The sequence below is a fragment of the Butyrivibrio sp. AE2005 genome (assembly GCF_000686965.1).
Taxonomy (GTDB): domain Bacteria; phylum Bacillota; class Clostridia; order Lachnospirales; family Lachnospiraceae; genus Butyrivibrio; species Butyrivibrio hungatei_A.
This window is the reverse complement of the sequence record NZ_JMMD01000006.1, coordinates 35,045-57,373: the sequence shown is the minus strand read 5'-3', so window position 1 is coordinate 57,373 and position 22,329 is coordinate 35,045. Positions and strand designations below refer to the sequence as shown.

Annotated in this window: 19 protein-coding genes, 2 tRNA genes and 1 other annotated feature (1 of these 22 running past the window's edge); of the genes, 18 read left to right on the top strand and 3 right to left on the bottom strand. The window is 40.8% G+C overall.

The genetic code is table 11. The annotated features are described in order from the left end of the window. Positions 1 to 80 precede the first annotated feature (80 nt). The 9 genes from DL92_RS20165 to DL92_RS0106940 all read left to right on the top strand — a co-directional run bounded on the left by DL92_RS20165 (position 81) and on the right by DL92_RS0106940 (position 9,130). Positions 81 to 1,217: a helix-turn-helix domain-containing protein gene (locus DL92_RS20165; protein WP_051594197.1), complete on the top strand. Its 1,137-nt coding sequence runs from the start codon at positions 81 to 83 to the stop codon at positions 1,215 to 1,217. Between the two features lie 138 nt (positions 1,218 to 1,355). Beyond that, positions 1,356 to 1,673 carry a hypothetical protein gene (locus DL92_RS0106975; protein ID WP_026656357.1) on the top strand — a complete coding sequence of 106 codons (318 nt, stop codon included), beginning with the start codon at positions 1,356 to 1,358 and terminating at the stop codon, positions 1,671 to 1,673. A gap of 90 nt (positions 1,674 to 1,763) precedes the next feature. Further along, positions 1,764 to 2,687, top strand: a complete 924-nt coding sequence (locus DL92_RS0106970; RefSeq protein ID WP_026656358.1) for an AAA family ATPase — start codon at positions 1,764 to 1,766, stop codon at positions 2,685 to 2,687. Next, positions 2,684 to 3,754 (top strand): DUF58 domain-containing protein, encoded by a 1,071-nt coding sequence (locus DL92_RS0106965; RefSeq protein ID WP_026656359.1) that lies wholly within the window; start codon positions 2,684 to 2,686, stop codon positions 3,752 to 3,754. Before DL92_RS0106970 ends, DL92_RS0106965 begins: the two co-directional genes overlap by 4 nt. Positions 3,755 to 3,818: 64 nt before the next feature. Further along, entirely contained in the window at positions 3,819 to 5,948 is a 2,130-nt protein-coding gene (locus DL92_RS0106960; protein ID WP_026656360.1) for a transglutaminase-like domain-containing protein, read from the top strand. Positions 5,949 to 6,100: 152 nt separating this feature from the next. Then, positions 6,101 to 6,595, top strand: a complete 495-nt coding sequence (locus DL92_RS0106955; RefSeq protein ID WP_051594198.1) for an RNA polymerase sigma factor — start codon at positions 6,101 to 6,103, stop codon at positions 6,593 to 6,595. Then, positions 6,567 to 7,286 carry a hypothetical protein gene (locus DL92_RS0106950; RefSeq protein WP_155841063.1) on the top strand — a complete coding sequence of 240 codons (720 nt, stop codon included), beginning with the start codon at positions 6,567 to 6,569 and terminating at the stop codon, positions 7,284 to 7,286. Before DL92_RS0106955 ends, DL92_RS0106950 begins: the two co-directional genes overlap by 29 nt. After that, positions 7,277 to 7,969: an ABC transporter ATP-binding protein gene (locus tag DL92_RS0106945; protein ID WP_026667278.1), complete on the top strand. Its 693-nt coding sequence runs from the start codon at positions 7,277 to 7,279 to the stop codon at positions 7,967 to 7,969. Before DL92_RS0106950 ends, DL92_RS0106945 begins: the two co-directional genes overlap by 10 nt. Positions 7,970 to 7,984: 15 nt before the next feature. Beyond that, positions 7,985 to 9,130: an ABC transporter permease gene (locus tag DL92_RS0106940; protein WP_026667277.1), complete on the top strand. Its 1,146-nt coding sequence runs from the start codon at positions 7,985 to 7,987 to the stop codon at positions 9,128 to 9,130. Between the two features lie 63 nt (positions 9,131 to 9,193). Here DL92_RS0106940 and DL92_RS0106935 read toward each other — a convergent pair whose 3' ends face one another. From DL92_RS0106935 to DL92_RS0106925, 3 genes are all read right to left on the bottom strand, one after another. Then, positions 9,194 to 10,885, bottom strand: a complete 1,692-nt coding sequence (locus tag DL92_RS0106935; protein WP_026667276.1) for a hypothetical protein — start codon at positions 10,883 to 10,885, stop codon at positions 9,194 to 9,196. A gap of 75 nt (positions 10,886 to 10,960) precedes the next feature. Beyond that, positions 10,961 to 12,526 (bottom strand): hypothetical protein, encoded by a 1,566-nt coding sequence (locus DL92_RS0106930; RefSeq protein ID WP_026667275.1) that lies wholly within the window; start codon positions 12,524 to 12,526, stop codon positions 10,961 to 10,963. 83 nt (positions 12,527 to 12,609) lie between these two features. Next, positions 12,610 to 12,682 (bottom strand) — tRNA-Gly (locus DL92_RS0106925). Between the two features lie 153 nt (positions 12,683 to 12,835). On the opposite strand from DL92_RS0106925, the gene DL92_RS0106920 reads away from it, so the two are divergent. The 9 genes from DL92_RS0106920 to DL92_RS0106880 all read left to right on the top strand — a co-directional run bounded on the left by DL92_RS0106920 (position 12,836) and on the right by DL92_RS0106880 (position 22,010). After that, positions 12,836 to 14,056: a class I SAM-dependent rRNA methyltransferase gene (locus DL92_RS0106920; RefSeq protein ID WP_026667274.1), complete on the top strand. Its 1,221-nt coding sequence runs from the start codon at positions 12,836 to 12,838 to the stop codon at positions 14,054 to 14,056. 142 nt (positions 14,057 to 14,198) lie between these two features. Next, a tRNA-Gly gene (locus DL92_RS0106915) sits at positions 14,199 to 14,271 on the top strand. Between the two features lie 218 nt (positions 14,272 to 14,489). Then, entirely contained in the window at positions 14,490 to 16,184 is a 1,695-nt protein-coding gene (locus tag DL92_RS0106910) for a peptide ABC transporter substrate-binding protein (protein ID WP_026656367.1), read from the top strand. A gap of 80 nt (positions 16,185 to 16,264) precedes the next feature. Further along, positions 16,265 to 17,200 (top strand): ABC transporter permease, encoded by a 936-nt coding sequence (locus DL92_RS0106905; RefSeq protein ID WP_026656368.1) that lies wholly within the window; start codon positions 16,265 to 16,267, stop codon positions 17,198 to 17,200. Between the two features lies 1 nt (position 17,201). Continuing rightward, positions 17,202 to 18,257, top strand: a complete 1,056-nt coding sequence (locus DL92_RS0106900) for an ABC transporter permease (RefSeq protein ID WP_026656369.1) — start codon at positions 17,202 to 17,204, stop codon at positions 18,255 to 18,257. 6 nt (positions 18,258 to 18,263) lie between these two features. Further along, entirely contained in the window at positions 18,264 to 19,400 is a 1,137-nt protein-coding gene (locus DL92_RS0106895) for an ABC transporter ATP-binding protein (protein ID WP_026667273.1), read from the top strand. Further along, positions 19,384 to 20,322 (top strand): ABC transporter ATP-binding protein, encoded by a 939-nt coding sequence (locus DL92_RS0106890; protein WP_026656371.1) that lies wholly within the window; start codon positions 19,384 to 19,386, stop codon positions 20,320 to 20,322. The genes DL92_RS0106895 and DL92_RS0106890 overlap by 17 nt, the downstream gene beginning before the upstream one ends. 122 nt (positions 20,323 to 20,444) lie before the next feature. Further along, complete coding sequence (locus tag DL92_RS0106885) at positions 20,445 to 20,915, top strand: GAF domain-containing protein (RefSeq protein ID WP_026656372.1); 471 nt, start codon at positions 20,445 to 20,447, stop codon at positions 20,913 to 20,915. A 24-nt stretch (positions 20,916 to 20,939) separates the two neighbouring features. Further along, the gene (locus tag DL92_RS0106880; protein WP_026656373.1) at positions 20,940 to 22,010 is read left to right on the top strand and encodes a threonine aldolase family protein; all 1,071 of its coding nucleotides are present in this window, start codon (positions 20,940 to 20,942) and stop codon (positions 22,008 to 22,010) included. 83 nt (positions 22,011 to 22,093) lie between these two features. Continuing rightward, positions 22,094 to 22,329: a binding site (T-box leader), on the top strand (it continues 15 nt past the right edge of the window).

Below are 22,329 nucleotides of genomic sequence, written 5' to 3'. Positions count from 1 at the left end.
GGGGTCAATTTTAAGTGTAAATCAACACAATTTATTCTCTATATAATTAACTCATAATGCTATAAAGGAGGCGCATCCCTATGAGACTTGAGCTAAGCCAAAACATCAAGAAGTACCGAAAAGAAATGAGCCTTACACAGGAAGAACTAGCTGAAACTTTTGGAGTTACAGTCGGCGCGGTATCAAAATGGGAAAGCGGAAGCACAGTTCCGGATATAATGACGATGATGGAACTTGCAGACTTTTTTAATGTTTCTATGGACGTTCTTTTGGGATATAATCTTTCCTCCAAAAGTATTGATGATATTTATCATAGACTATGCAATTTAACCACGGAACAAAAATTAGACGAGGCTGTTTCAGAAGCGGAAAAGGCTTTAGTCCGCTATCCTACTTGTTTTAAGATAATCATGGCCTGTGCGACTTTGTATAATGTTCTCTTTATCAACGGCGGAAAAGAAGACGATGCCAAACATGCGGTGCAGCTTTATGAGCGAGCACTGAAATACTTCTCACAAAATGACAATTTGAGCGTCACTGAAGTTTCGATAAGAATGGATATCGCAAGATTAAAGAGTTTTAATGATACAGATGGCGCGTTGATCGAGTTTAACAAGATAAATCATATGGGAATCGCGGATATAGAAAGTGCGCGTTTGTTGTTTTCAAAGGGGGAGACTGAGGAAGCACTGGCCAGATGTACAAAAGCAATGCTTTATAATCTTATGAGAGAACATGACATAGCACTTAATATGTCTTCCATAGTTGCATCCCGAGGAACGAAAAAGGATTTTAAAGAAGCATATGACATTCTTGACAGAGGAATTGCATACATTGAATCTGCCGAAAACGGTAATATTTGCTATGCTACTAAATTAAAAATCAATCTTCTCATAATTAAAGCCATGACTCTGTGCCTTCTAAAAGAACATGATTCTATGAAAAGGCTTATCGATGAAGCCGGTGCGCTTGCAAAGAGATATGATGCAGATCCGAATAATGCATTTCATAACGGCATGAAATTTTGGCATGCAAAAGAGGATTTTACGCCGTATGGATTTGATGATCTGGGATCTTCTGCAATAGAAACTATTGAACTGTTATTTGCCGATACTCCCGAATTATATCCGGCAAAAGAAACAAAAGAGTATAAGGAAGCAAAGAAATATTGGCATAACGAAGCCAAAGAATATTGGCACAGTATTAAGGAACAATAACGGGTAAAAACTGACGATTTATTGATAAAATCGCCCTCTTGTAGTATTATATAGTCTGCAGGGGGTGTTTTTTCTGTCTTTTTTGAAAAAATGCATCTAAATGATAGTGTCTTTTTTTGTAGAAAGGGAGGACCTAGGATGAATTTGGAAGGAACAGAAAGAATAGACAATTTATGTAGGCGACTACGAAGAGCGAATTTAATAGCATTTATATTTACTTTTATTATTATCGCTGCAGTATTCACAGGAAGTTTTTTGTATAAAAAAACTGAACATAAGATCAAGAGCGTAAAGATCAATTACGCAACAGAACAGGAAATTCAGGACATTATAGGTTTTGAGGAATATGAAGACGGAAAATGGTTTAAGGGAAACCTTAAATATGACCATTCCGAAGATCTTGACTACGGTATGAAGTGTGCAAACTATACCGGGGTCTTGTATGAGACTAAATGATAAAAGCTGGGAGTTTTCGCTCCTAGCTTTTTCTATGCACTAAATATCGTTATAATAGTAATATAGGTCGAGTCGCAGGAGGTGTGCACTATGAATGAATCAGTGCAGAAATTGGAGGACAGCATAGGGAAGAGGATAGTCGGAAAGGGTGATGTGATCGAGAAGATTATCATAGCACTTTTGGCTGACGGCCATGTTCTTTTGGAGGATGTGCCGGGAGTTGGTAAGACGACGCTTGCAAAGGCGCTTGCGGACTCCGTGTCGCTTTCTTTTGCGAGGATTCAGTGTACTCCTGATACGATGCCGTCAGATATAACGGGTATTTCAATCTACGATTCGAAAAAAGGAGAATTCTCTGTGATGCCGGGACCTGTTGTGAGCAATATTGTCCTTGCGGATGAGCTTAACAGGACCTCGCCAAAGACGCAGTCGGCTCTCTTGGAAGTAATGGAAGAGCACAGGGTTACTATAGACGGTAAACCTATTGATGTTCCGCAGCCGTTTATGGTAATAGGAACGCAGAATCCCGTGGATATGGCGGGAACGTATCCGCTTCCCGAAGCTCAACTTGACCGTTTCATGATCAAATTGTCGGTGGGATATCCTGATACGAAAGCATCGGAAGATATGGCGGAGAGATTTCTTTTGGGGCAGCTCCATGAAGAGACTGAATCCGTTCTTTCGGGAAAAGATATCCTGGATATGAGAAAAGACGTAGCCTCTGTCACTGTAAAAGAAAATCTTCGAAGCTATGCAGTAAGTATTACAGATGCGACCAGAAATAAGCCTGAGATTGCGGTAGGTGCTTCGCCGAGAGCTCTTTTGTCCATGTTAAGATGCGCTCAGGCCAAAGCATACCTTGTGGGAAGAGATTATTGCATCCCTGAAGATATCGCAGATGCGGCTAAACTTACACTTCCTCACAGACTGATACTTACGAAAGAAGCAAGGCTCAGCCATATAACGAGCGAAGATCTGATCAAGACCATTCTTGGAAAAGTAATCGTACCATGAAGATAACAATTAATAAAAAAGGACTGATCATCTATCTTACAGCACTTGTAGCCGGCATAATTTTTGCAAGTTTTTATGGCGGTCCTGTTGCTTATGCGCCACTTTTTGCGCTTCTTTTGATCATTCCTGTTTCGGTAATATATATTGTTTTAAATTATGCCTTTCTGAGAGTCTATCAGGAGGTCGAAGTCCACAAGCTCACCAAAGGTGAGGATCACAAGTACCGCACGCTTATCGAAAATGCGGGGGTTCTTCCTATTCACAATATGGAGATCGGCACATTCAAAAGCCGGTGTAATCTCTATGAAATTCCGGATAAAACAAAGCTTTCACTTGATATTCATGAGAAAAAAGAGTTGTTTTCGGGCATTAATTGCCTTTTTGCGGGAGTTTATGATGTCGGAATCGAGAATGTATCTTTTACAGATCCGTTTCATATTATTTCCGCGAGATTTAATATTCCGTATTCATTTAGGGCTGTTGTAAAGCCGAGGATAACTGAGATTGCAGGGAAGGCGCTGGACCTTGAGAACCTGTACAGCAGCCGCGGGCATAAGAGCGAGAGGATTCTTGAAGACATTCCGGGAAATGACATACGTCCGTATATAAAAGGCGACAGTCTTTCGTCTGTTAACTGGAAAGTCTCAGCCAAGGCTTCAAAGCTGATGGTCAGAGTTCCTGACAAGATGGAAAAAAGAACGTTGTCTATCCTGATGAATGCCGATAATACGCCTGAGAGTGAGCAGGATACGGAGTTTCTTATAAAGCGTGATTATTTCCTTGAGTTTGTGGTTTCGGCGGCATGGCTGTTTGGAAATCAGGGAATTCCCGTGACAATCGTATATCCCGCAGGAACGGTAAGAGAGAAGCTTGTTGATTCGAGAGAGAGTTTCATGGATTTTTATAACGCGGTTTCAGACGGCGTGTTCTATTCATCGGATTTGGAATATACCAAAATCTGTGATCTGGCAAAAGCTTGCAGGAGTAATAAAAATGACAGAGAAACATGGATTGTTATCACTGAAAATCCCGGGGCGGAAGAAAATTTTATCAGTATTTGCGACTGAGGCGGTATGTACACTATTTGCCTTTTCTTTTGCTGCGGTTTTTTCAGAAATCATCAGAGGGGGTATGGGTGATAATGCATTTGCCGGAGACGTTTCTTTCCCATTTTGGGCGATAGTTTTCTTTATGTTGTTTACAGGACTTTACTATATATTCCGCCTCTTTGTTTCGGGAATTGCTTCGGCTGTCCTTTCAGCTGTTCCAGCTTTTTTCTTATTCTTTTTGTTAAAAGATTTATCGGCCATTCCGGTTCTTCTGCCTTCGATGGTCTTTGGCGTGGTTCTGAGGCTGGCGATTCATTTTATACCAAGTAGGGAAAAGAAACTTCTATATGCGGTTATTTTGTTGGATATTGTTGTAATTGGGCTTTTTATTGGAAAGAGTCGCTTTACGGGAGAAAATTTAGCAGAGAAAGTTATGTGCATATGCCTTGCAGCGCTGACACTTTCGGCTGTTCAGACTTTTTTCTTCGAAAAGAACAAGGCTTCGTTTCCAATTTATTATTTCCTGATCATTGCGATGGTTACGTTGATATTTCCTATGAAAAAAGAGCCTATAGACTGGAATAAAGTTGTTGATCTGGGTCAGAGGTTTGTCTACAGGATTGAAAGTATTGCTTCTGATGTATCTTACCGCTTTGCGTCTACTTTTGGAGACAGTTATACGGCAGGCTACAGTTCTTTTACCTCAACCGGAAAAAAGATCACAGAGGGCGAAAGAACGCAGCTTATTATCGAGTCTATAGACGCGCCTTATTATACATATTTGGATGAGGAGACGGGGAAAAATACAAAGCTTAGAAAGACGCTGTATCTTGCGGGCGGAATAGGAACAGATAAGGCGCAGTTTGCCGAATTTATAGCTTTTTTGTATGCAAATGGGACAGACAGGGAAAGGGCGCTGACGTTTACTGAAGTTTCGAACATTGACCTTGAGTATGCTTATATAGACACAAAGGATGTGATAGTGCCGTCGAGAGCGCTACTGGTGACCGAGGGCGAGAAAAAAGTTCGGGAAGGCGTCAGCGAAAAAGCTCACAGAAAGGGATATAGAATAAGTGTAAAGTATCTGGATATAGACTACGCAAGTCCTGAGCTTACCTCGATGTTAAAAGATGCGCCCACAGAACTTCCAAAGCTCACATATGATGAAGTATGCGACTATGTTAGTGGGCTATGGGGAATACAATTTACCGAGATGATGAGCCGTGATGAGTATGAGGAGGCTTTGGCTGAGATTGGGAACGGCGCAAAAAGCGAGTATCTTGACGTGACGGGAGTCACCCCGGAACTTAAGGAGCTTGCGGATAAGGTTACTTCAGGAGCTGAATCAGACTATGATAAGTGCAGGTTTTTGGAGGAATATCTCAGACAGTATCCGTACAGCAAGGATGCAGTCGGAGGATATAATTCCGAATCAAATATGAGTACGGCGGAGGGAATGGCGGATATCGCGGAGAGATTTCTTTTTGATACGAAAAAAGGATATTGTGTCCACTATACATCTTCCATGATAATGTTACTGCGACTTTCGGGGATTCCTGCAAGGGCAGCAAGCGGATTTAGATATGCATTTCCTTTTGACAGGAAAGATAAATATGAAGTCAGTTCAGGGTGCGCACATGTCTGGCCTGAGGCTTATATAGAGAATGTTGGCTGGATTCCGTTTGAGCCGACAGGGGCTTATTACGCTTTATCAGCTACTTCCTGGCATAGGAGCGGAGTTAATGCGGATGATGGATGGACTGCAGAATATCATGGCGGAATCAATCCGTATGATTCGTCAAAAATTCCTGTTCATGGTGATGAAGAGGGAGAAGATGAGAAAGTCTCCGCACTTTTGGCATTTAAGGTTTTTCTACCGACTGTAATCTTTACCGCGGCCATTATAATCATATTGGCTCTTGGAGTATATTTAATAAAGATTTTGCGCTACAGATACGGAACACCAAGGCAGAAGCTCTTTTACGATGTCGAACAGATAAAAAAGAGCCTTATAAAGCGCTCGGGAGGTACGCTCACAGACAAGGGACTGTTGTTTGAGTTTACGGAAGCTGCACCCGAGGATATTCGGGAGGAACTTGGCAAAGTGTTTGATGTCTTTTACCGTGTGGTATACGGAAACGGGGATGGCACAGAGCCAACGGCTGAAGAAAATGAGCTTGCTTTTGAAATGCGAAAAAAATTAATGCGATAGAGTTTGGGGCTACAAAATAGATATATTGAGGGATAGTCAAACTTTTATATGGCTTGATTATCCCTTTAAAATAAAAAAAATAAATTTTTTGCGCACATTTATCATGCGGCTAACGTCTAACATTATAGAAGGGAGGATGTGAGACAATTTCCATGGAAATAGAACAGTATTATGACAAGATATATCGATATTGCTACTTTAAAGTACATAACAAAGCACTGGCAGAAGACCTGACGCAGGAAACATTCTTACGATTCCTCGGCGCGGATTGCGAATACCCTGACAGATACTTATACACAATCGCAAGAAATCTGTGTATAGATGAGTATCGGAAAAATAGGCCCGAGCTGACAAATTTTGAGGATTACACAGAAGAAATGTGGATTCAGAACGGATTTGAAAATACGATTGTGGATAAGTTGTCAGTGAAGCAGGCGCTCTATGAACTGTCTGATGAAGACAGGGAATTATTGATACTCAGATATGTAAATGACGAGCCTATGTCCGAGATATGTAAAGTTACCGGATTATCAAGGTTTGCGGTCTATAGAAGGTTAAAAGAGGCAAAGAGCAGGTTATCAACGCTCTTGGAAAGGGGAAACGATGAGAGATTCAGAGATGAAAAGCTTGCTGAAGAATTACTGTGAGGCTCCCGACAATATGAAAAAAGATGCGTTTATCCGCAGTATCAGAAAAAAGCAGCAATTTGAGAAAGTTGGTTTTATTAATATGCTTGCACTGCAGGCCCGTTATATACGCAAAAGAGTTTGGATAGTCTCAATCCTTATTCTGGCATGGGCGATATTTAGTATTGGCGGCCTGGAAAGTGAAAAAGTAGAAATGATAGCTAAGATAATGCCATTTTTTGCTTGCTTTGGTCTGGTCGAGGTATGCAGGGCAAAGATGCATGATATGTCAGAACTTGAAGGAACAACTCGTTTTTCCGCAAAGGGAGCATATTTTGCCAAGATGGCTGTAATTGCGATGGCACATTTTTTTACAATAATGTTACTCGCAGTCTTTACGCCGGGAGCGCATGAGAAAGGGTGTCTTATAGTTATGGCAAGGCTGCTTATCCCGTATGTTGTTACAAGTATCCTTTCGATGGAGGCAGAAAGACATTGCAGAAGTTGGGGAAAAGATAATGAGAACATTCATATCGCGATTCCCTTTGGTGTTGCTTTGGCGGTATTTTGCGTGCGAGAGCTTATATACAATATGCACGTGACAGACAGTACGGATGCATCCAAAGTGATGGCATTGCTGCTCGTAGTATTGGTATTTCAGACAATTGAAGTGAAAAAGACAGTTAAGTTGGAGGAGCTTATATGGAATTAAAGATAGACAGGCTTACAAAGCAATATGAAAACAAAATTGCAGTAGACAGGATGAGTCTAAACCTTGAAAAAGGTGTAACCGGACTTCTTGGCGCAAATGGCGCAGGTAAGACAACGCTTATGCGTATGATGGTAGGATTGCTGTCACCGACAAGCGGAGAAATAACTTATGACGGTATTCCTGTCAGATCAGAGGAATTCAGAAATTTACTGGGATATTTGCCACAGGATTTTGGATATTATCCTGAGTTTTCGGGAAAAGATTTTTTGATGTATTTCTGCGCGCTGAAAGGACTCAATAAGAAAGCTGCGAAAGCAAGGACGACAGAGCTTTTAAAGCTTGTAGGGCTTGAGGATGTTGCAGGCAAAAAGGTCAAAAATTATTCCGGAGGAATGAAACAACGCTTAGGAATAGCGCAGGCGCTTATAAATCGCCCGGAAGTGCTTGTTTTGGATGAGCCCACGGCAGGGCTTGATCCCAAGGAGAGAGTGAGATTTAGGGAGCTTATTGAGAAGCTTGGAGATGAGGCGATAGTTCTTTTGTCCACGCATATTGTATCTGATATTGAGCACATAGCTGACAGGATAGTTATGATGAATGAAGGACAGATAGTATGGCAGGGAACATGGAAAGAAGAGGATGGAAGTTTAGAGGATTTTTACCTGAATACATTTAAGCAATAAGACCGGAGGATAATTATGGAAAAAAGACATTGTTTTGGGATGCTGTACAAATATGAGCTTTTAAAAATATTGAAGAATAAAGTTGCGCTGGTAACATTTATTGTTGCGTTCTGCTTTGCGTTTATTCAAGGTGAATTTGAAGTGAGTGGCAATATTACTCCGAAGGATTTGGAAAAGTACCAAGAGATAGATGACAGGGCTGTCGATCAGAGTTTATTGAATGAGTTAAAGGAAATATCCGATGATGCCGGAAATATTCAAGATGAAAACAGAAAAGGGTATGAGCAATTATCAGCTTGGATGGAGGAAACTATCGGTTACAGAGCACCGATAAAAGAACTTGATATTGATACGGTATATTCGAAAAGAGAGAAGAACATACAAGAAGGCTATGACGCCATGCGCCTTACGCAGGGAGAAATCGGCTTCTGGGCAAATAAGGAAAAAGAGGTTGATAAGCCGTTTTTGTTCCATGAGACTATCAGATCGGGCGGTATACTTGAAGGAACTACAAATTATATGTTACTTATGGCAATAATTATTGGTGCAAGTCTTTCGATGATTTTTGCATCAGAAACTCAGAGAAAAACCGATCCTATGCTTAGAGTGGCAATAAACGGGAATAAAGAGCTTTATTTTGCCAAGATACTTGCAGGAATGAGTTATATTTTCGTATGTATCATTGTCTTGCTTATTACTTTCTATGCGTATGCCGCGTGCAGGTGGGGAATTACAGGGATGGATTGCATGGTACAGTCATATCGTCCTCTTGCGCGAATTGATATGACCATAGGTGAACTGCTTGTAATTATATTAATGCTTCTTTTCTGCGGAATACTACTTATTTCATCATTTGCGCTTTTTTTATCAAATGTCACAAGAAATGGCGTAGCTACGATGACAATAGTTATTGGTTCATTTATAGGTTTGTTAGTGGCTACGCTTCATGTGCCGTTAAAGTTAAGAGTGTTATCGCAAATCCTGTATATGTTGCCCGGAACGATGGTATCTTCATCGATTCTGTACGACTATAGGTTGATAAGAATCGGAAAGTACTTTATGTCTTACCAGATCGCACCGATTGTGTATATCTTGTTTTCGATTGCATTTATTGTTGCAGGATATGTATTTTATGATAAGTATGAGATAAAGAGTAATTAAAACTATAGAAAAAGAGAAGGGATAATCAAGTGTTTAGATGGCTTGATTATCCCTTTAACAATATTATCGTACTTCTAATTTCCAGATATTGTCAGGAAATTCGGTAGCTTCAATATCATGTTTTGAAATCTTTTTAAGATGTGTAATGATCATGTTTCGCTTATCTTCCGAATCGCAGTGAAGAAAGACGGGTTTCTGGCTGATAAGTGCGGTCATTGGATTATCTAAACCATGTTCACGCGCAGAATGTAACGCTGTAGGTGATGGCAATACCCAGTTTCCGGCGTAGCATGAATTGCTGAATAAATTATTCCATTTTGCATAAGTGAGCGATGCGGGATTATTTGTTACATAAAAATCAGTCAAAATATAGAAATTTTCCGGATTTTCAACAAATGTTTCCAAACGTCCGGATATATCCGCTTCATGTTCAACAATATGCTTGTCCTTGACGTATCTCCATTGGTATGTCATACCTACTGAATAAGCTCCGAAAAGTATCACCGCAATACAGATAAACAAAGCACGAGTCTTTTTCGACGGTACGCGGCTAATGTCTTGCTGAGCTTTGGACAGATAGAATCCGGAAAGGAATACTGCCGATAAAAATACTCCTATTTCAACTCTCCACATATATCTGTTAATGCAGGCAAAGTACCAATACATCATTACTACACAGCCTAAAATACCTAATCCGAATAATTTATCGGGATAGTTTTTTCTAAGCAGAAAAAATACAATGAAAATCCAGGTAAGGAATACGGGACCTAAGCTTTCGAAAGGATTTCGGGTGGGAATATTAAATAAGTTAATGAATGTCTGCTTTATAATGTCGACACTAAGTCTGATTTTGCAATTGTTGAAGGGCTGTTCAATAGAATATACCTTTTTGAGCCAGTAAATATCGTAAAAATCAGTATCACCAAATAACCAATTGCCGTAAAGCGCAATATCATTTTCATCAGTATTGATTGAATCATATTCTGAGGGATTGTGCGTGTAATCCAGACACATATAATCGCGCAGATTAACGCTTGCCTGATCATATTCCCAGTATTCTTTCCATTCGGGATGAAGTGCCCTAAAGGAGTGCTCGGAAACCAATAGAATAATAATTCCAAGTACAAGCGCAATTACCGGTTTTATAATGACTTTAAATTTTGGAAGATTCTGCTGTTTGTAATTCGCTAAATAGAACACTGTTATAAATACTGCGAAAAAAGGGAGTGCCATTAACATACACTTAAAGCGTTCCGAGGTTCCATATACAAAGAGCAATGCGCCCCATATCCAATGCAGATTCTCTTTGCATATCGAATGAAATATGATGATAAAGCCGGATATAATCCACAATGAAGCGGATTTGGTGTACTGCACCGCGATATAGTAGTCTCTCGCAAGTATGATATTTATAAAGACGGTTATTGCTTCAGCTAAAAAGAGATCGCATTTTTCAAGACATATGCTGCAAGATGCAGATATAGAAATTACACTGAGGCCGACCATGATCCAATAATACCAATTGATCTGCGGGAGTATCATATTTAGAAGATAAGCAGGTACTCCATAGAGTATATTGCTGTTTGGCATATAGAAGTTGAAGATATCTCCGAATGCCCCGGCGCTGATAAGATTTCTAAAAGTATCATCATTTCCGGCGTAGTCAAGGCAACCGCCCATAATGCTGAAACCACACATTATTACTGTTGTAATGAAAATTAAGAGAGACTTATGCTTTGAGAATTGCGATTTCATTTTTTTCTCCATGATATTTGAATAATGTATTTAGAAGAATTAGAGATAGCGCCACCATGTAAGATGGCGCCATTTTTATTGTTTTTGTTCCAAGAGATTATCATTATCAATGTTATCAATGTTGTATTTTTCAAACCATTCGGCTCTGGGAATGGATCTGCAACTGTTTTTCCCGTAGAAAGCTGAAGTCATATAGCTATTTATGTTTTCAGGGTCTGAAAATACAGGCATATGCATAAGAGGACCCTGCTCAAAGTTTATTTCGGGTACAACGACATCAGTGACTGTGGGATCTTCCATAAGTTGTTTTTGCAATCTTATTTGATCCCTGAAATCATCGGCTTGTCCGGAAAGATAATAGTCAAGGCAGATATAATCGGTATATTCTTTTACGCCGTGCCTTCCAAGAACCATAATAAACATGATGGCAATTACGCTTAATATTGTTCCGATTGTTTCGGCATATTCCGGAAGTCGGAACTTGATACTCTTTACTGTATAAGCCCAGCCGCACAGATATATGACTATAGCGATCATACATGAAAAGCATATCCACAAGTTAAAGTTCATATAGCCTGAAGACGGTGTGTTGCCGGTATACATTCTGGGAGCATAGACGCTCGCATTTAGAAGGAACAGTGTTATAACGAATAACAGCGGATGTGCAAATACATGATTGTTTATATTAAATCTGTTTTGTTTAAAAAACGCACATGTAATAAGCACTACTATAATAAGAGCAATGAGAATAAAGCTCTTTTCTGCAAAGAAGTATGTTACGGCATCTTGTACTGAAAAAATTATACTGCTAACTATTGTTGCGATTAAACCACCGGCAGGTTCAGCACCTTCAGCTAAATCTGCGGCTGCCCTGTTTGCATTTCCGGGAGCAATCATGCTGATTCCAAGACCAATTAATTCCAAAACATAAGGAATGATCAAGAAAAGATCTTTTTTATCGCTTCTATTCTCTATCATGTATTTGACGAGCAAAAGAATAATCCCTGACAAGAAAACCAGGAGAGAAGCAGGATATGTAGCGCCTCCCAATAAGGTATATCCAAGCGAGATCCATATCAGATCTGATAGTTTGTTAAGTGTTAAAAATCGATCTGTAAGAGCAATCGTGACAAGCGATAAGCAGAATGGCATGCAGTAATGTATACAGCCAACCCACCAGAAAAATGCTGCTTTCTGTGAAGGAACCAACTGGAAACTGAAAAGAAGGAAGATTGCAGCAACCATTAACCAATAAAAGCCGTCAATTTTCCATTTTACTTTTAAGAAATAATAAGAAAAATAGCATACTGCAGCAATCTGCATGATCATAAAAATATATGGAACAATTACGTATGCGCTGTCGGAAAAGACTTCCGGATGAAGGCAAAAGGCAAAGACATCAAACCAAGTTCCCTGCCAATTGTGCCATATGTCTACTGTGGTTTTACATGCCGCAGAAACGGCTGCCAACACGGAACCGGTAGAAAGATATGCCAAGTGAGGACCCGAGCCATAGTTATAATCGTCTCCTGATGCACAGTCATATCCTGCAATAATGCATATTGGAATAATAGAAATGAAAAAAAATGAGATGAGTAGGGACAATACAAATTTCTGATGCTTGTAGATCCAATTAAACATAGTTTCCTCACTGTAATTACGTGCACAACTATTTTGATAAAAAAGAGCAAAAAAATTCCCCGAAATCTATTCGGGGTTCGTAGAGCGATAGACGGGGCTCGAACCCGCGGTCTCGACCTTGGCAAGGTCGCGCGTTACCAACTACGCCACTATCGCATTTACGTGGCCATCACAACTGTGACAACGAATTGATTTTAGAATAAATTTACTACATTGTCAACATGTATTTGCAAAAATGTGGTATATTATCTTGCGTTGATAGAATTTTAATTATGTAAATATAGAGAGGACATAGATTTGGATATAAAAATTTCTGATGCCAAGGCATTTCTGAAAAAAGGACAGGGTCGAGAGCTTAAGGCAGGCGGACTCTGGGTTTACGATAATGAAATAGACAGAGTGGAAGGCTCTTTTGATAACGGAGACATTATAGAACTTCATGATTTTGACGGTTATTTCATGGGATATGGTTTTATCAATACTGTATCTAAGATCAGAGTCAGAATGATGTCCAGAAAGAAGGATCATCCGATTACCAAGGAGCTTATAGAAAAGAGAATTCGTAATGCCTGGGAATATAGAAAGGCTGTTATGGCAACAAATGAGCCTATTGAGCAGCTCTCTTGCAGACTTATTTTTGGAGAAGCAGATTTCTTACCCGGAATTACGATTGATAAGTTCTCGGATGTTCTTGTAATTGAGTCACTTGCTCTTGGAACGGACAGAATGAAAGAGCTTATTATCGATCTTTGTAAAAAAGTTCTTCTTGAAGACGGAGTTAAGATCCGTGGCGTGTACGAGAGAAGTGATGCAAAGGTAAGAGAGCTCGAGGGACTTGAGAGAGTTAAGGGCTTTATCGGAGATTCCTTCGACACAAAAGTTATCATTACCGAGAATGGGGTCAAGTACTACGTTGACGTTGAGAATGGCCAGAAGACGGGATTTTTCCTTGATCAAAAGAATAACAGAAAAGCCATAGCTTCTTTTTGTAAGGGTAAAAAGGTGCTGGACTGCTTCACACATACAGGCTCATTTGCGCTTAACTGCGCCGCAAACGGAGCGGAGTCGGTTCTTGGTGTCGATGCATCAGATCTTGGATGCAAGCAGGCTGAAGAAAACGCTGAGCTCAACGGACTTGAGAATATAGCGAAATTCCAATGTGCCGACGTATTTGAACTTCTTCCCGACCTTGAGAAAAAAGGCGAAAAGTTTGATGTTGTTATTCTCGATCCTCCGGCATTTACAAAGTCCAGAGCTTCTGTAAAGAAAGCTACAACAGGGTACAAAGAGATCAATATGCGCGGAATGAAGCTTGTTAAGGACGGCGGATACCTTGCAACATGCTCTTGCTCACACTTTATGGATGAGGAACTTTTCCTCAAAACAATTCAGGATGCAGCAAGAGATGCGCACAAGAGGCTCAAGCAGGTTGAATTCAGACAACAGGCGGCAGACCATCCGATCCTTGTAGGCGGAGCTGCGTCATATTACCTTAAATTTGTTATATATCAGGTTTGTGATGAGATGTAATAAAAATAATGCCTTGGCACAAGTGTGTAATCACCAGTGTCGGGGCATTTTTCTTTGCATAAAAAATTTGTTTTTCTGTTGACAGATTTTTCTGATTGGTATAACATTACTATTGCTGTCGCGCAAGCGACTTTAGATATATGCGATAGTGGCGTAGTTGGTAACGCGCGACCTTGCCAAGGTCGAGACCGCGGGTTCGAGCCCCGTCTATCGCTCTTAAAACCTCAGATTTGATTATCTGAGGTTTTTTTCATACTTGTAAATCAGAATGGTCTTCACCGGTTTACATATCACTACTTCCCACTGTCTTTGACGCGCTGAAGTATTATTTTGGCATTGCGAAAAAGTTTTCATTGACATTTGCCCATTAATCTCGATTATAATTACTATATGAGATTGTATACATGTATAAGGTATATAGGAGGAATTATCCATGAAGAAAAAGTTATTATCAATCGTGCTTGCTTCAGCACTTACGCTTAGCATGATTGGTTGCGGAAGTTCTGCAGTAAGCGGCGTGTCAGAGCAGAATGACACTACTTCAAATGAAACAGATTCGGCTGATTCAAAAAAAAGTGCGGAAGGGAATCTCAATGTTATGATTGAGACACCTGTTGAATCGCTTGATCCTCAGCAGGCTACAGACGGTACATCTTTTGAAGTTATCGCTGACTATACAGATGGCCTTATGCAGATGGATGCAGACGGAAAGGCAGTAAATGCTCTTGCTGATAGGGTAGATATTTCGGAAGATGGTCTTACCTATACCTTCCATATCCGCAATGATGCAAACTGGAGTAATGGACGTCCTGTAACTGCAGCAGACTTCGTATTTGCTTGGCAGAGAGCAGTTGATCCCGAAGTTGCTTCTGAGTATTCATATATGCTCAGTGATATCGGACAGATTGTAAATGCCCAGGAAATCATAGATGGAACAAAGGATAAGCATGAGCTTGGTGTAAAAGCAGTTGATGAAAAGACTCTTGAAGTTAAGCTTAATGTACCTGTAAGCTATTTCCTCAGTCTTATGTATTTCCCGACATTCTATCCGGTAAACCAGACGTTCTTTGAGAGCTGTGCAGATACATATGCAACGAGCCCCGAGACAACTCTTTCAAATGGAGCATTCATCCTTGATGAGTACCAGCCGGCAGCAACAACGATTCGTCTTATCAAGAACCCTGACTACTATGATTCAGACAAAGTTAAACTTGTGGCTCTTAACTATCAGGTAATTCAGGATTCACAGCAGGCTCTTATGAGTTACCAGAGCGGAGATCTTGATACTACTCTTGTTAACGGTGAGCAGGTTGATCAGGTAAAAGACGATCCTTCATATAAGGCAATCGGTGCAGGATATCTCTGGTACATCAGCCCTAACATGAAAGAAGTAAAGGAACTTCAGAATAAAAATATTCGTTATGCCATCACAATGGCACTTAACCGTGAAGCAATTACAACAGATGTTCTTAAGGATGGTTCAGCTCCTACTTATACGGCAGTCCCTATGGACTTTGCAACCGGCCCTGACGGATCGGATTTCTCAGCCAATCAGGAGAAGTTCAAAGATGTTTGCAGATATGATGCAGATGCAGCCGTAGAATATTGGAACAATGGACTTGAAGAACTTGGCGAAAAAGAAATTACTGTAACAATGATTCACGATGCAGACGATGCTCCAATCAAGGTGGCACAGGTTGTTAAGGAACAGCTTGAGACAACTCTTCCGGGACTTACTGTTGAACTTCAGCAGATGCCCAAGAAGGAAAGGGTTCAGCGTATGCAGGAAGGTGATTTTGAACTTGGTCTTACACGTTGGGGACCTGACTACGCAGATCCTATGACATACCTCGGAATGTGGGTAACAAAGAATGCCAACAACTATGGCTTCTGGAGCAATTCTGAATACGATGAGATCATTGCTGATTGTACAACAGGTTCGACAGCAATGGATCCAAAAGCACGTTGGACAGCACTATATAGGGCAGAAAAGCTTGTAATGGATGAAGCGGTTATTTTCCCGCTTTATACGCAGTGCAATGCAGAGCTTATTTCAACAAACGTAAGTGGTATTGAATTCCACCCTGTAGCACTTAACAGAGTTTACAAGAATGCAGAAAAGAAATAATCAAATAAACTAAAACTTTTGCGAGAGGAAGAGTAGTGTTTTTTCTACTTTTCATCTCGTTTTAATCTTTTGGGGTAGCTATGAAAAAATATGTATTAAAACGAGTGATCACAGCAATCTTTACATTGCTGGCAATTACACTGATTCTTTTTATACTGATGCAGCTTATGCCGGGCTCACCGTTTAATGATGAGAAGCTGAATGAATCTCAAAAAGCTGCGTTGTACGCCAAATATGGACTGGATAAACCGATTGTCATTCAGTTTTTTCATTATGTTGTCAATATGTTCAAAGGAGACCTTGGAGTCAGCTACAAGATTTCCAAGAATACCCCTATCACACAGCTGATCGCATCCAGACTTCCGATTTCTATCGGCGTTGGATTTGCTGCAGTATTTATAGGGGCAATAATTGGCCTTTTATTGGGACTTCTTGCGGCGTTCAAAAGAGATACCGCTTGGGATACGTTTGCAACAGTAATCTCAGTTATCGGCGTATCGGTTCCGTCATATGTTTTTGCACTGGCACTTTCTTATCAGTTCGGATTTAAGCTGGACTGGTTCCCTATGCTCTATTCGGCAAAGGATGTTGTTCGTTCAAGTGTATTACCTTCAGTATCACTTTCCATGTTTACTATGGCTTCAATTGCAAGATTCACGAGAGCAGAAATGATCGAAGTTTTGGGCTCGGATTATATGCTTCTTGCTGAATCCAAGGGACTTTCGGGCAACAAGCTCGTGTTTTCACATGCTTTAAGAAACGCCCTTATTCCTATTATTACAGTATTGGCGCCACTTGTTGTTGATCTTATGACAGGTTCGCTTGTTGTTGAAAAAATCTTTTCTATACCAGGAGTAGGTTCATTGTTAGTAAACGCAATCCAGTCTAATGACTATAACGTTGTTATAGCTCTTAGCTTTATATATTCAGCTATGTACATCGGCATCATGCTTGTTGTAGATATTCTCTACGGCGTGATAGATCCCAGAATTCGTGTGGCAAAGGAGGGAGACTGATATGGCAGAAGCAACTTTTGATAAGGCAAACTCCTATGTCCCTGTAGAAGCGGATTTCAGATTAAAAGGAAAAACAGCGGATGATTATGTTGATACAAATTTTGCGTCGCAGAATTTTTGGAAAGAAGTAGTAGCAAGATTTTGGCGTAAGAAGAGCGCTGTTATAGGTCTTGTCTTTGTTCTTATTATTTCATTTTTTGCCTTTATAGGTCCTGTTATGAATGAGTATACCTATTCGGGACAGAACTTAGAGAATAAGAATCTTGCGCCGAGAATACCGATCATTGAGTACACAGGCTTTTTTGACGGACATGAAAATATCAAGACTACATCAGGAACCAAGACAGTGAACTATTACTTTGAAAAAAAGTTGCCTGATACATTTTACTGGTTTGGAAGCGATAACTTTGGCAGAGATATCTGGACCAGAACATGGTCGGGAGCACAGGTTTCGCTTATTATCGCTGTTGCGGCAGCTATTATCGATATGATCATCGGTATGAGTTACGGTCTTATTTCCGGATACTTTGGAGGCAAAGTGGACATGGTACTTCAGAGAATCTTAGAGATTGCCAACGGTATTCCAAGGCTTGTAATAGTTACGCTTCTTCTCCTGTTATTTAAGCCGGGTATGATCACTATAATCATAGCCCTTATGCTCACCGAGTGGGTTGGAATGAGTAGAATTGCCAGAGCAGAGATGCTTAAGTTAAAAGAGCAGGAATTTGTCCTTGCATCCAGAACTTTAGGTGCGGGAAATATGCATATCATATTTAGTGAGGTACTTCCAAACATTATCGGACCTATTATCACACAGGTTATGTTCTCTATTCCTACAGCTATTTTTACAGAAGCGTTTCTTTCGTTTGTAGGACTTGGAATCCCTGTACCTAGGTGCTCGCTGGGATCACTTATTTCTGAAGGATTTAACAGCTTTACAACACATCCTTATCAGATAATTCCGCCTATCATCGTTATGGCTCTTTTGATGCTTAGTTTTAACCTTGTGGCAGACGGGCTCAGAGAAGCGCTTGATCCAAAGTTAAAGGAGATGTGATCTGACATGAGTGGAAATAATAGAAGAGAAAAAATACTTGATGTCAAAGATCTTGACATCACCTTTAAGACTACCGCGGGAAAAGTACATGCGATTCGCGGAGTAAATTTAGAGCTTTATCAGGGCGAGACTGTTGCCATAGTTGGGGAGTCAGGTTCGGGAAAATCTGTAACGATGCGTGCTGCAATGGGTATCCTTGCCAAGAACGCCGAGGTTAATTCGGGAGAGATCATCTACAGATATCGCGATAACAAAGGCGGGATTGATTATAACCCTGACAGTGATGAGACTGCGCAGTGGAAAGAAGCAGATATTTTAAAGCAGGACAAAAAGTGGATCAGAAAGCATATCAACGGTCGAAGGATGGCAATGGTATTTCAGGATCCGATGACAAGCCTTGATCCTACAATGACTATCGGCAAGCAGATCATGGAAGGCATGATCTGGCATTACAAGCTTGATAAAGCAGATGCATATAAAAGATCGGTAGAGCTTTTAAAGGAAGTCGGTATTGAGGATGCAGAAAAGAGAATGAAACAGTATCCGCATCAGCTATCCGGTGGTATGAGACAGCGAGTGGTTATAGCAATAGCTCTTTCATGTAATCCAGATCTTCTTATCTGCGACGAACCTACAACAGCTCTTGACGTTAATATTCAGGCCAAGATTCTTGAACTTATCAAAAAGGTTCAGAAGGAAAGAGATATTGCGGTTATCTATATTACCCATGATCTCGGAGTTGTGGCTAAGGTTGCGGATTACGTAAATGTTATGTATGCAGGTAAGATTGTAGAAGTCGGTAAGATCAATGAGATATTCTACGATCCGAGACATCCGTATACCTGGGGACTTTTATCGGCTATGCCCGATCTTGGAACTGACGATGACAGACTTTATACGATTCCGGGTTCACCACCGAATCTTTTGCATGAAAAAGAGGGTGATGCCTTTGCTCCAAGAAATGCTTATGCTCTGGAGATTGACGACAAGCTTGAGCCACCTATGTTCAAGATAACAGAAAGTCATTTTGCAGCAACATGGCTCCTTGATGAGAGGGCACCAAAGGTTGAGATGCCGGCAGAACTAAAGGCAAGAATTCAGAGAATGAAAAAGGAGGCACAGGCAAATGGCAGCGAATTATAATGCAGCGCCTCTCCTTGAAGTAGAGGGACTTAGGCAGTATTTTCCCGTCAGTAAGACATTTACGGTTAAGGCTGTGGAAAATGTCAGCTTTAAGGTTTATCCGGGCGAGACTTACGGTCTTGTCGGTGAGTCGGGATCGGGAAAATCTACGATTGGCAGAAGTATCATAAGACTATACGATCCGACGGACGGTAAGATCACTTTTGATGGAATGGATATTTCCGGAAAGATGAACAAAGAGACCAAGGAAAATTTAAGGGTTCAGATGCAGATGATCTTCCAGGATCCGATGGCTTCGCTCAATCCCAGAAAGAAGATCAAAGATATCATCGGAGAAGCCCTTGATATCCACCATGTTTGCAAGAGCAAAGAGGAAAGGGATAAAAAAGTAGAGGCAATCCTTAATAAGGTTGGACTTGCCAAGGAGCATGCGGACCGCTATCCTCATCAGTTTTCGGGCGGACAGAGGCAGAGAGTCGGTATTGCAAGAGCTCTTATCTTGAATCCCAAGCTTGTTATAGCCGATGAGTGTATTTCTGCACTTGATGTTTCCATTCAGGCACAGGTCGTAAACCTTATGAAGGACATTCAGGAGGAGCTTGGAACAGCATATCTTTTTATTGCACATGATCTTTCAATGGTTAAGTATATTTCGGACAGGATAGGTGTTTTGCACTTGGGACATCTTCTTGAGACAGGTACAACGGATGAAATTTTTAATAATCCGATTCATCCATATACAAAGAGTCTTTTATCGGCAATTCCTATTCCCAATCCTGAGCTTGAGAAGAATCGTGAAGCAATAAGTTACGACTACAAGACATCGGGACTTGACTACAACAAAGGAACGGAACATCTGGTTGACGGAACTCATTTTGTGAAGTGTACGGATGAAGAATTCGAGGCTTGGACAAGGGTATAATAGCATTGCGAAAATAGATTGTGCACAAGATAAAATGGTGTTAGAATCGTGGATATGGATAAAAGTTCATATCCACTTTTTTCGTTAAACAACGAAATGATTTTGTATAAGGAGTATCATACATGACAGATTACAAGTTGCTTGCTGCACAGATAAAAGTTATGGCAGAAGATGAACCTAATTTCATTCCGGTGTTGTCCAATGCCTCAGCGCTTTTATATGGCAATATGGAAGACCTGAACTGGGCAGGTTTTTACCTTATGGATAAAGGATCTCTTTTACTTGGGCCATTCCAGGGAAAAGTTGCATGCATCAGAATCCGGCTTGGAAAGGGTGTTTGCGGAACAGCGGCAGAAAACGATGAGACACAGCTTGTTGCGAATGTTCACGAATTTGCAGGACATATCGCATGTGACAGTGCGTCCAATTCGGAGATTGTTGTACCGCTTCACAAAGATGGCAAGGTTGTGGGAGTGCTTGATATAGACAGCCCCAGCCTTAACAGATTTAACGAAGATGACAAGGCAGGACTTGAACTGTTTGCAAAGACTTTGGAAGAAGTAATAGATTTTTCCACAGTTTCTTTTGATTAATAAAAGCATAAAGAGGATAAGAGTATGGATAATAGAATTTCATTTTCCAGTGATTATACAAAGGGCGCGCATCCGCAGATCTTAAAGCGCCTTACGGAGACAAATTTTGAGCAGATAGACGGTTACGGCACGGATGAGTACTGCAAGAGCGCTGCCGAGAAGATAAAGAAAGTGTGCGGATGTCCTGACGGAGAGGTCTTTTTCCTTGTAGGCGGAACGCAGACCAATCAGACAATAATCGATATGCTCCTTCAGCCATATGAGGGAATCGTTGCGGCTGAAACCGGACATATTGCGGCACATGAGGCGGGCGCCATTGAGCATGCGGGACACAAGGTACTTACGGTTCCAGGACGCGGAGAAGAGAAGGATACTGAGAAATACGGATCGGATATAGGTAAGTTGTCCGCAGCCGAAGTGGATAAGCTTATTTCAAATTTCTATGATGACGCAAACCATGAGCACATGGTATTTCCGGGAGCGGTTTATATTTCGCATCCTACAGAATACGGAACTCTTTATACGAAAAAAGAACTTGAGAGTATCTCAAGTGTCTGCAAGAAGTATAATATTCCGCTCTTTATAGACGGAGCAAGGCTCGGATACGGTCTTATGAGCAAAAGAACCGATGTGACTATAGAGGATATCGCAAAATATGCGGATGTTTTCTATATCGGCGGTACTAAGGTCGGCGCACTCTTTGGCGAAGCGGTTGTTTTCACCAAGGGCGTAACAACGAAGCATCCGATTCCTGTGATCAAGCAGCACGGTGCGCTTCTTGCAAAGGGATGGCTTCTTGGACTTCAGTTTGACACATTGTTTACTGACAATCTCTACTTTGATATCAGCAAAAAAGCTATCGAAGCGGCAGATCTGTTAAAAGAAGGTCTTAAGAGCAAAGGATACAAGATATTCCTTGATTCTCCCACAAACCAGCAATTTGTTGTGGTTTCCAATGAAAAATTGGAGGAGCTTAGCAAGAATGTCAGATACGGATTCTGGGAGAAATACGACGAAGATCATACCGTAATCAGATTCGCAACAGATTGGGCTACCGAGACAGCCGATGTTGAGAGGCTTCTTAGCTATTTATGATAATCTGGTTAGCTTAGCAGGCTAAAAATCAGACTTGCGTATTTAGGAGATTAGTAGTAATATAATGCATTATTAAAGAAGATAAAAAAGCTATGACGAAGACAGTACGCAGTATTTGAAAGCTTTCAGAGAGCCGGTGGTTGGTGCGAACCGGTGCGAGTAGGAACTGACAGAAAATCACTTCTGAGCTGCGAAATCGAAATGACAGTAGATTTTGACGTGTATCCCGGCGTTAACGGGGAGCGTATTCAACCGGGATGTTGTATGACAGATCTTGGCGCGTATGTGTAAACAGGTGGTATAACGAGTGTAAATTAAC